The sequence below is a fragment of the Pseudoalteromonas sp. Of7M-16 genome, assembly GCF_022347805.1.
Lineage (GTDB): Bacteria > Pseudomonadota > Gammaproteobacteria > Enterobacterales > Alteromonadaceae > Pseudoalteromonas > Pseudoalteromonas luteoviolacea_F.
Genome location: NZ_JAKRFY010000006.1, coordinates 76,880 through 87,912 on the forward strand (window position 1 = coordinate 76,880; position 11,033 = coordinate 87,912).

The window sequence follows — 11,033 nt, forward strand, 5'->3', positions numbered from 1 at the left end:
AAACATAATTGTATAACGATTCAAACATAAAATGAATCACATAGCTCAGACGTGACGCGCTTGAAACCCTTTTATGCTAAGTATCCAAGCACTATTTGATTGTTTCCGCTCTTTGGCGCAATTGATTTGGTGAAAAGTCGTACTCTTTAATCTTTGTATCTAAAATACTTAAACTCTTATAATTTACTTTTGACCAATCCGGGGTTGTGGATATCCACAAATACTCATTCACGTTTTCTTTGGTAATTGATGATAACTTAAAAGTAATTGCGCTGTTTGTAAGCCAATATGGGACGCCATGGTGAAAGTCAAATAAAGAGACAAGTGCCCATCCGCCCATCATAAAGTGCCCCCCGACAGAAGCACTCAATATATCCTCATCAATTAACGATAAACTATCAGATAGCCAATCAAAGCCGCCAATAGCCACCTTTTTGGAGCGGTCTTTGACCAACTGCCTAACCGCAGTTTGTGCACCCATTGCCATTAGATCTGATGCACTCCATATTAAGTGCGTTTCAGGGTAGCGTTTGAACAATCGCTTCGTTTTCGAATAAGCTTGCTCTTTAGACCAGCTGGCGTGCACAGTTTGTTGTAAATTGATTTTATGTTCTCGAAAATAAGCAGCCGCTCCCTGATTTCGCTTATCAGATTCACTGCCATAGTGGCCATTTATCGCCAACCCATTGACCTGACCTTTATGACCACCAGCAACAACACTGAGATGCAGTGCGCGTGCCAAATCATAGCCTGCTTGATAGTTATCAAAATATACTTCACCTAGCCAGTGTTCAAATCGCTTTTTGGGCAGGCCTATTTCTTCTTTTTCTAATCCCGTTATTGTTTGCTCAAGGGTAATGAACTTGATCCCATAGTTATTGAGCATAGTCAAAGTTTGTTCCGCTCCGCCGGGATACAGCATCAGAATGACGTAGTCTGGACTTGCCCGATAATCCAAATACTTTTTTAGCTCAGCCAACTGTATATGGCGATTACCCTCCCCGTAAATTACATCAATATTTATGTCTAGCTGGGCAGCTGCCTCTTCCGTTATTTTTTGTACTTTTCCCCAAAAAGGTTCTCCTTCTAAGGATGGATTAACGAACAACACTGAAAAATTGTTCTTGGCCATAGACGTCCAAGACCACGTCATCACAAGTAACAGAAACACAACTTTAATCGACGACATTTATGACTCTCTTTTATTCAAATAACCCTGACAATTGGCAAACACTATCTCAGCAGGCCCTCTGATGGCGTTTCTTCGAAACCACCACACTAATGCTAATTGTAGAATAGCCAAACCAATAAAAAGCAAAAAATAGTCTGTTTGAGTGAAATTAGTTCTCCACATAGGGTAAGCAAATTGAAACAACCACACCCCTATCACTGACTGCAATAAATACAATGAGAGTGAGAATCGACCCACAGCCGATAATATAGAGCGCCGCTTTGAAATCTGCTCACTATGGTTCAGGCCAATACATACAAGAGCAATACTACATGGGATGGCGAACAGCCAATTAAATAGGTCAAAAATGAGGCTTTCGCTTTCTGTAAATGTCAAACGAGCCCAAACTGAGCCAAAGATTGAAAGTGGTATGAGCACCAAGAGGCTAAAAGGTGTCGACAAACCGCCATTCCCTTGCCAATAAGCACGGTAAACCAACACACCTATTACCATCAAACCAAATATATACCACAGAGTTATGGTCGGTAATAGCGCCAACATGCCTAAGTAATTATAAAAATTGAATTCCAGTAGTTCAAAGAAACCATATGGCGCCATATCAACATGAGTTGGTTCAGCAAAGTCTACGCCCCCACTTTGATAGATAAGCAGCATAAGAATAAAAATTGGTATTAATACGGCGCAAACAGCAAGCTTTACCAGTGTGGTGTTGTCTAATCGCAATACATATAAAAGTAATAAGCCAGATATTGAATAGTTTAATAAGATATCACCAGGCCACAAAACAAACCCATGAACACAACCAAATACGCCTAATACAAATAATCTGTTTCTCATTTTTGCAATGCACTGAGGGCCGTACTTTTCGTAAAATAAGCACAGTGACAAACCAAAAAGAATACTAAAAATAGTTCTAAATCGACCGTGAGCCAAAACGTCGACTGCAAAGCTTAAACTAGCTCCTAGCTTGTCACTGCTATCTGCTACAGAGCCAGATGTAAAATTAGCCATATATATCAAATTTGTAAGAGGCAAGCCTAATAGTGCCAAACCTCTTAACACATCAATAGACTCTACTCTGCTCATGAATAGACATGTTCACGATACATGTCTGCCCAACTCACAGCCTGAGCGTGAAATTCAGGCAAGTTTTCATCAGATATATTTAGCATTGTGCACGCCTCTTGCATCGCCCACCAGCTGCCACTCTCATATGCTTTTACTATATTTAATATATAGAACAGTGTATTAGGCTCACCTACTAGTGCATCTCTAAGTAGTTCAGGAAAAGGTAAACGCTCAACTACGACGTCCATTGGTTTATCTAAAATTGCATCAAGCAACGAAAACAACCCGGTTAAAAAGCTCATACTTGTAAGAGAAGGTGCAACCTGCCGGCTCAATAATTCACAAAACCTTGAGCGAACAATACTCAATCGAGTGAGCTCTGTTGGTTTTGTCTCCGCTACATGCGCTGTCATTATTAAATTTACAAATTTAATAATGCGCTCATGGCCTAGATATACTAGTGCCTGCTTTAAAGATTCAATGCGGTTTTTAATTGGAAATACACCCGAATTAATTAGCCTGAGCAATTTGTAGGCAAGCGCAGTGTCTTGCGCAAACAACTCTGCAATTTTGGGTATATTCATATTGGGTTTTAATGCTTCTGCGTAAATCAGCATAACTATCGCATAGTTTATTTCAATATCATTTTGCGCAATCATCGTCGGCTTTGCGAAAAAGTATCCCTGAAAAAAGCTAAATCCCATGTTACGGGCAGTTATAAACTCTTCTTCAGTCTCTACTTTTTCAGCCAGCAGCTTTAAATTTTTTCGCTTTTTAAGCTGATTTACCAAGGGCTCAATTTGCTCTAGGGGTGTTTCAACTAAATCAAACTTAACAAGCCTAGCCAGTTTTAAGAATGGCTCCCACTCTTTTGAATAGTTGAAATCATCCAACGCTAAACGATAGTTACTATGGAAAAGTTGCCTCACTTTTTCATAATTTGCGCTAGTTGGTGGGATAGTTTCTAATAGCTCTAAGATAACATCATCAGCGGGTAAAAACTGTGCAAGCTCTTGATTTAAAGAGTCTTCTCCTATGTTTATGAGTGCTTTTTTTCCCGATGTCAGATAACGAGTACCAAGGTTTAGTTGGTTATCCATAATTAACTTTGCTGTAGCAGCGTTTTCAGCGACATTAGGAAAGCTGTTTTTGGTGCCATCACGAAACAATAGCTCATAAGCTACTACGTGCTTTTTGCGATTAAAAATGGCCTGTCGGGCCACAAACACTTTCAAATCATCGCTCCTAGCTATACTGTTAAATTAACAGCACTTTTGTTCTATTCTTTTTAATTATTTTAACCCGAAATTCCGATAAATAAAATAAAACTAAAACATTAAAGTACTAGATCACAACACTAGGATGAGTAGGTTACCCTACTCATATAAATTTTCCTTGTACTGAATTGCGCTTTGATCCCATGTAAACCTTCTTTGAGATGCGCATGTAGCAATCCTATTATACTCTTCTCTGTGGTGAATAAATACATCAATACAAGCTTTAAATCTATTTATTAGGTTATCAACTTGCTGTTGGATATTTTCTCCACAAAATACAAATCCGCTTTCATTGTCTGATACAGTATCAGCAAGCCCTCCGACAGAATTTACTAGGCAGGGTTGCCCGGCTCTCATCGCCAGCATTTGGCTAATACCACAGGGCTCAAACGAACTTGGCATTAAGAATAGATCACCCAACTCATACATCAAATCGCCAACATCATGCCCATACCCGTTTAAGTAAAGCACATTTTCATTGCGAGCCATAACTTGAGAAAATAAATATTCCAACTCATGGTCTCCAGAGCCAAGAATGATTATTCGACCCTGTTGTTCGTGTAGAGATTTAGCAATCTGATCCAGCGCCATTTCACTGCCAACCATTTGCTTTAGTAATAACACTTTCTGATCCGTTAATCGCCCAATACTGGTAACTAGAGGGCCAGTACAAGGGTTATTCCGCCACGCGAGGATCCGCTGATGGGCAATGTAATAGACACTTTTCAATTCAGATGTTTTTGCCATCCAATTGAAAATATTTGCCTCGGCACTGTTCATCAAGTCGCCCCAATTTGGATCCAGAGGCGTATGTTCGTACTCACAACCGTTCAAAATTCCGATAAGTTTATTTTGACTTGCAGCAATTTGCATATCATGTTCTAGACCTTCTCCCCCAAAAAAACCAGCCTGATGGTCGCTGCTTTTCTGTACTTCCTCACGGTAAGTCGGTGAAACTAGATGTACTTTATCGACAAGGCTAATCGCAGCCCTCATTGGGTTAAAACAATGGGGGTAAAGGTGGTCACAAATTTGCTGTCCGTCATAACTCATTGTTGGGAACCAAGCCTCTAGACTCGACTCATCTCCACTAAAAGGCCTTACTCCTTGCAAAGCGAGATTATGCACTGTGAAGACAGTTTTTATCTGTTTGAGAAGGTTAAACCTAGGACTAAATTGACGTAATACAGCGACACAAGCTGCGTGCCAATCATGCAAATGTAAGACATCTACATCACCAATAAACCCATGTTCAATCACTTCGCACACGGCTGCACTAAAAAATGCAAATTTGTTGGCGTCTGTGTGAAATGGCCTGTCTCTATCATTACAATAGATAGCCCCGCCATGCTCCGAGAAAAGAGAATGAGAGATAACATATTGTATAACCCCATCACTCTTTTCTACTTGCCACAAAACAGCTGTTTCAAGATGCTGTTTAAAAGGCACCGCAATGTCTGCGACAAACTGGCGCTCCATAGCAGCTTGGCCATAATCTGGCACAATAACGGATGTATTTATATTTATACGCGACAAAGCATAGGGGACGTCGCGAATAACATCAGCGACTCCCCCGACCTTGCAATTTGGCAACCTGTCATTTTCAGCTGCCACCATCACTACATGCATAACTCAACCTTAAGCGCTTTGCAAACTCGATTCTTTCGGCTTTTGACTTGCTTGCAAAGCTACAAGCATATCTCTTGTTACAAGAACAATACCTTTGTTAGAAACTCTAAAGCCATTACTGCGATCTTCCTCAGGATCAAAGCCTATCCTCATCCCCGTTGGTATTTCACAGCTTCGATCTATGATGGCATTTTTAATTCTACAATGGCGGTTTATTTTAACACCTGGGAGTACAACTGCACCTTCAATTTCACAATAAGAGTGAACATGAACATTTGAAAATAATAGAGATTTACGAACAACCGAGCCTGAAATTATACATCCACCTGATACCGTAGAGTCAACCGCCATGCCACGTCTATTTTCATCATCAAAAATAAATTTTGCAGGAGGAAGCTGCTCTTGATATGTCCAAATTGGCCAAGACGGGTCATAGAGATCAAGCTGGGGCTGAACCGAAACAAGCTCCATGTTTGCTTCCCAAAATGAGTCTATGGTCCCGACATCTCGCCAATATGGCTGACCTGGGTGACTGGGATCTCTAAATGGAAACGCATATACATTGTGCTCTTCAATAATCGACGGAATTATATCATGCCCAAAATCTCTTCCAGACCCTTCCCTTTGCGCATCTCTTTTCAATTGTTCAAACAAAAACTCTGTGTTGAATACATAATTGCCCATTGAAGCTAAACAAGTGCCCGGTTTGCCTGGAATAGAAGTCGGCTCAGCAGGCTTTTCATCAAAACGACGAACTCGTTTACCCTCATCGACAGTCATAACACCAAACGTGTTTGCCGCTTCATCACAATCTACTTCGATGCAGCAAACCGTCATATCAGCGCCCGTTTCAACATGTTTTGCGATCAGCGCACCATAATCCATCCGATAAACATGGTCGCCTGATAAAATCATCACATATTTAGGCAGTTCATGACGTATTATGTCCATGTTCTGAAACACCGCATCAGCCGTCCCACAATACCACTCATCACCATAACGTTGAGAAGCTGGCAAAATTTCAACAGACTCCCCTAACTCTTTTTTAAAGTGTCCCCACGCTCTATTTACATGCCTAATCAGTGAGTGAGACTTGTATTGTGTAGCAATACCTACCCGGCGGATCCCGGAGTTGATACAATTAGACAAAGGAAAATCAATTATTCTGTGCTTACCACCAAAGTATACCGCTGGCTTAGCACGCCAGTCGGTTAATTCGTGCAACCGACTGCCACGCCCACCCGCAAGGATCAGAGCATAGGTATCTCTTGTCAGGTTACTTATATAACGGTTTGCATAACTCGGCATTTCTTATCTCCATATTTATGTTCATGGCGGCTACTGCATTGGTTTTAATCGCCAAATCTCTTCGCTGTATTGAGAAATAGTACGGTCGCTAGAAAATGTCCCACTAGCTGCTGTATTTAGAATACTCATACGATTCCACAGTGTTTTATTTGTATAACTTTGCGCTGCTCGCTGCTGTGCTTCGAAATAGCTTTCAAAGTCTTGTGCGACCAACCAAGGATCATTTGGACAGGTAATCGAAGCGATAATATCGTTGAAAATATTGGGCTCAAATAAATTAAAATAACCGCTTTCAAGTAACTTCATAGTATTTTTGAGTGGCTCGAATCCCTCTATGATAGCTTTAGGATCGTAGTGCTGCCGTACTTGGTTAGCCTGCTCAGCGGTTACCCCAAACAAAAAGAAGTTATCATCGCCAACCTGTTCGCGTATCTCAATATTGGCACCATCCAAAGTCCCAATAGTGATGGCACCATTCATCATAAACTTCATGTTTCCGGTGCCGCTCGCTTCTTTACCTGCTGTAGATATTTGTTGTGAAAGATCCGTCGCAGCGCAAATGGTCTCCATCGCGGTTACGTTGTAGTTTGGTAAAAATGCAACCCTCAGATATGGTCTGGCTGCGCTGTCTTTGTTGACAACGTTTGCGACATTATTAATAAGCTTGATGATTAACTTGGCCATGTAATACCCAGGCGCAGCCTTACCACCAAACAAAACGCATCTTGGCACAATGTTTTTAACGTCACCTCGACGGATTTGATCATACAGCGCGATAACATGAAGTATATTGAGCAGCTGACGCTTATATTCATGAATGCGCTTTACTTGAACGTCAAACAACATGCTGGTGTCAAACTCCACATCGCATCTCGCTTTAACAAGTTCAGCTAACTTGGCTTTATTGCCCTGTTTTACTTTTTGCCACTGCGTATGAAATGCGGGTTTGTCGTAAAAGCGTCTAATTGCGCTTATGCCAGAAAAATCGGCTTGCCATCCGTCACCAATTTTTTCTGAAATTAAGTGCGCGAGATTAGGATTGCAATGTGCCAGCCACCGCCTAGGTGTCACGCCATTGGTTTTGTTGTTGAACTTTTTCGGCCACAAATTGTAAAAGGTATTGAACAAGCCTGATTTCAACAATTCAGTATGCAGCGCTGCAACGCCATTAACAGAAAAACTGCCAACAATCGCTAAATAAGCCATTCTAATTTGTGGCTCTGGTCCTTCTTCAATCAACGAAAGCTGTCTTTGCTTTTCAACATCACCTGGCCACATAAGTGCAACTTCAGCCAAGAAACGTGCATTAATTTCATAAATTATTTCCAGTACCCGAGGCAATAAACGACTAAATAAAGACACCGACCACTTTTCAAGTGCTTCTGGTAATAGAGTATGATTGGTATACGCCATCGTCGTCGTTGTTATTTTCCAAGCTTGATCCCACTCGAGCTCATATTCATCGAGCAGTAAACGCATCAATTCAGCTACCGCAACACTAGGGTGTGTATCATTGAGCTGAAACACATGATATTGCGCAAAATCACTAAAGTCGGTGCCGTGTTGCTCCGTCCACTGATGCAAAATATCTTGTAAACTCGCACTAGATAGAAAGTACTGCTGACGTAACCGCAATTCCTTACCATTTTCGCTGGCATCATTTGGGTAAAGCACCATGGTAATTTGCTCAGCTAAGTTTTTCTTTGCGACTGCCTCAGAATAACTGCCTGCATTGAATTCTTTTAAGTTGAACTCGTCTGTGGCCTCAGATTTCCACAACCTAAGAGTGTTAACTACGCCATTGCGATACCCAGGAATTGGTACATCAAACGGTACGGCCAATACATCTTGAGAGTTGACCCATTGATGATGAGTGCGGCCATGTTTGTCTGTATGTATTTCTACGTTGCCAAAAAACTTAACTACTTTTGCTTGCTCCGGAGCACTGAGCTCCCATGGATGCCCTTCTCGTAGCCAGTTATCGGGTTGCTCTATCTGCACGCCTTGGTCAATCGACTGGTTAAACATGCCGTACTCATAGCGAATACCATATCCAACAACCGGTAGCGCTAGCGAGGCACAACTGTCTAAAAAGCATGCCGCCAAACGCCCTAAACCACCATTGCCGAGTCCTGCATCATGTTCGGCTGACTCCAACTCTTCCAGCTCCGTGCCATATTCTTGCAAAGCTGATTGAACCTGCTCTTCTAAGTCTAAATTTAAAATTGCGTTGCCCAACGCACGTCCCATTAAAAACTCTAGTGACAGATAAGCTGCTTTTTTCGTTTTTTGTTGTGATAAATGCTGATTTGTCGCTCTGCACCGGGCAACCAGCCTATCTCTAATCGTCAACGCCAGCGCTTGAAACAGATAGTGTTTTGATTTACCAACTCGATCTCGACCGAGGGTATAATAGAAATGTCGATTTAAATCATCCGCCAATGCACTCTCGTTGAGTTTTGGCGCATCCTGCCAGTGTTTAACAATACACACATTAGACTTTTTATCAGCCATTCGTGTTTTCCTCTAAGTTTGACACAAGTACCCAAGCACTCTGTGCTGTGAGACAAATAGAGATAGGAAGCACATTTCGCTCTGACTGCGGCTCTGACGAAAAAACACATTCCCAGCAACTAGAAAAAGGTGGAGGTGGAAGTGTAATGGTGAAATGCTCAGTATCCGCATTTAATATCACCATCACCGCATTTGACTTGAGCTTGTCGGCAAGCACATACATCAGCGTTTTGTTATCTTCATCATGCCAGTCGCTTTCACTCATATCTTGTGATTCTTTATTGAGCCACTTGACTGAGAAACGTTCATCTGCAGCATGCACAAAAAAAGGATGCTCAAAGACGCTCAGTTTATTTCTTAGCTTTATTAATTGAGCAATAGGCTCTATTAGTGTCTGTTGGCTACCCACATTAGACCAGTTCAACCAACTCACTTCATTATCTTGGCAGTAGGCGTTATTGTTACCCTGTTGGCTATGATTAAGTTCAGTACCAGCCGCTATCATTGGAACACCTTTTGACATTAGCAAGGTGACAAGCGCATTAACTTGCATTTTGTAACGTGAAGCTAATATTTCTGGGTCGACAGTCTCGCCTTCATGCCCGCAATTAAATGAGTAATTTTCGCTGTGGCCATCTCGATTACCCTCACCATTGGCTTCATTATGTTTGCGCTCATAACTTACCCAGTCAGATAGACTGTACCCATCATGGCTAGTCAGGAAATTAATCGAGTTGAGCGGCCCGCGTTGATTGTGCTCAAATAAATCATTGGAGCCATGGATACGTTTAGCAAGCTCGGGGAGTGTTCCACTATCTCCACGCCAGAAGCGCCTTACTACATCTCTGTATTTATCATTCCATTCTCGCCAAGGGGCAGGAAACGCTCCAAGTTGATACCCTCCAGGGCCCACATCCCATGGCTCTGCTATGAGCTTTACCGTAGATAGAATAGGATCTTGGTGAATTGTTTGAAAAAATGAATGGCGGCTTGAAAAACCATCAGCGGTACGCGCTAATATCGTTGCTAAATCAAACCTAAAACCATCTACCCCCATAACTTCAACCCAATACCTAAGGCTATCCATTACGAGCTTTAATGTGATCGGATCATCAATATTAATGGTATTCCCACACCCGGTATCATTGATATAAACTGATTCAGGCGAGCTTAAAGTTCGATAATAACCATTATTATGAAGCCCTTTAAAAGAGAGCATAGGGCCATCTACTCCGCCCTCTGCCGTATGGTTATATACTACGTCTATGATCACTTCTATATTGTTGTCATGGAGTTGTTTAACCATGTCGGTGAATTCGGTAACATTGCCGCCTACGCAATACGCCTTATGAGGAACAAAAAAGCTCAGCGTATTATAGCCCCAATAATTTTGAAGCCCTTTAGTTGTTAGAAACTGCTCACTGACAAAAGCGTGGACAGGCAACAATTCAATGGCGGTTACACCTAAATGCTTTAAATGTTGCAAAAACTGTGGGTCAACTAACGCGGCAAATTTGCCTTTTTTTGCATTATCAATTGCAGGATGAAGCTGTGTAGTACCTTTGACATGACACTCGTAGATGAACGAGTTTTGCCAAGGTATATTCGGCTTTGTTCCGCTATATTGGCTTGTTTTAACCACTTTACTCTTAGGCATATCAATAGCATTGTCTAAAGTGTTGAACTCGCCTACCGGAAGGTGACAATAATGACGTTCACTCCAAGTAAAATCACCACTAAAATCTTTCGCATACGGATCAAGCAATAGCTTATTTATGTTGAAAAAAAGGCCTGAAGACAATTCATATTGCCCGTCAGTCCTATAGCCATAAAGTGCTCCTTCAATCAAAGACTCAACGAAAATGCTCCACACACCTCCCTCGTGGCTATGCATTTCAACACGATGCTGCTCACATCGCCCCGCGTCATCAAACAAACACAACAATACACTTCGTGCATGCGGTGCATACACAGCAAAATTAACGCCGTTCTCGCTCACAGTGCTACCCAATGGCAGCATTGAGCCTTTTTGGAAACTAAGCATA

Annotated in this window: 7 protein-coding genes; all 7 read right to left on the reverse strand. The window is 41.7% G+C overall.

Annotation, left to right across the window (positions count from 1 at the left end; translation table 11 throughout):
- Positions 1-91: 91 nt before the first annotated feature.
- The 7 genes from MHN81_RS08170 to glgX all read right to left on the reverse strand — a co-directional run bounded on the left by MHN81_RS08170 (position 92) and on the right by glgX (position 11,032).
- Positions 92-1,189, reverse strand: coding sequence for an ABC transporter substrate-binding protein (locus MHN81_RS08170; protein WP_239425497.1), 1,098 nt, complete (start codon positions 1,187-1,189; stop codon positions 92-94).
- Positions 1,190-2,278, reverse strand: a complete 1,089-nt coding sequence (locus MHN81_RS08175) for a DUF418 domain-containing protein (RefSeq protein WP_023397815.1) — start codon at positions 2,276-2,278, stop codon at positions 1,190-1,192. It abuts the gene before it with no gap.
- Positions 2,275-3,495 (reverse strand): HDOD domain-containing protein, encoded by a 1,221-nt coding sequence (locus tag MHN81_RS08180; RefSeq protein ID WP_023397816.1) that lies wholly within the window; start codon positions 3,493-3,495, stop codon positions 2,275-2,277. Before MHN81_RS08180 ends, MHN81_RS08175 begins: the two co-directional genes overlap by 4 nt.
- Before the next feature lie 141 nt (positions 3,496-3,636).
- Complete coding sequence (locus MHN81_RS08185) at positions 3,637-5,166, reverse strand: glycogen/starch synthase (RefSeq protein WP_023397817.1); 1,530 nt, start codon at positions 5,164-5,166, stop codon at positions 3,637-3,639.
- Between the two features lie 9 nt (positions 5,167-5,175).
- On the reverse strand, positions 5,176-6,474 hold the full coding sequence (glgC, locus tag MHN81_RS08190; protein WP_023397818.1) for a glucose-1-phosphate adenylyltransferase: 1,299 nt from the start codon (positions 6,472-6,474) through the stop codon (positions 5,176-5,178).
- 30 nt (positions 6,475-6,504) lie between these two features.
- The gene (locus MHN81_RS08195) at positions 6,505-8,988 is read right to left on the reverse strand and encodes a glycogen/starch/alpha-glucan phosphorylase (RefSeq protein ID WP_023397819.1); all 2,484 of its coding nucleotides are present in this window, start codon (positions 8,986-8,988) and stop codon (positions 6,505-6,507) included.
- Positions 8,981-11,032 carry a glycogen debranching protein GlgX gene (gene glgX / locus MHN81_RS08200; protein WP_023397820.1) on the reverse strand — a complete coding sequence of 684 codons (2,052 nt, stop codon included), beginning with the start codon at positions 11,030-11,032 and terminating at the stop codon, positions 8,981-8,983. Before glgX ends, MHN81_RS08195 begins: the two co-directional genes overlap by 8 nt.
- Position 11,033: the final 1 nt, after the last annotated feature.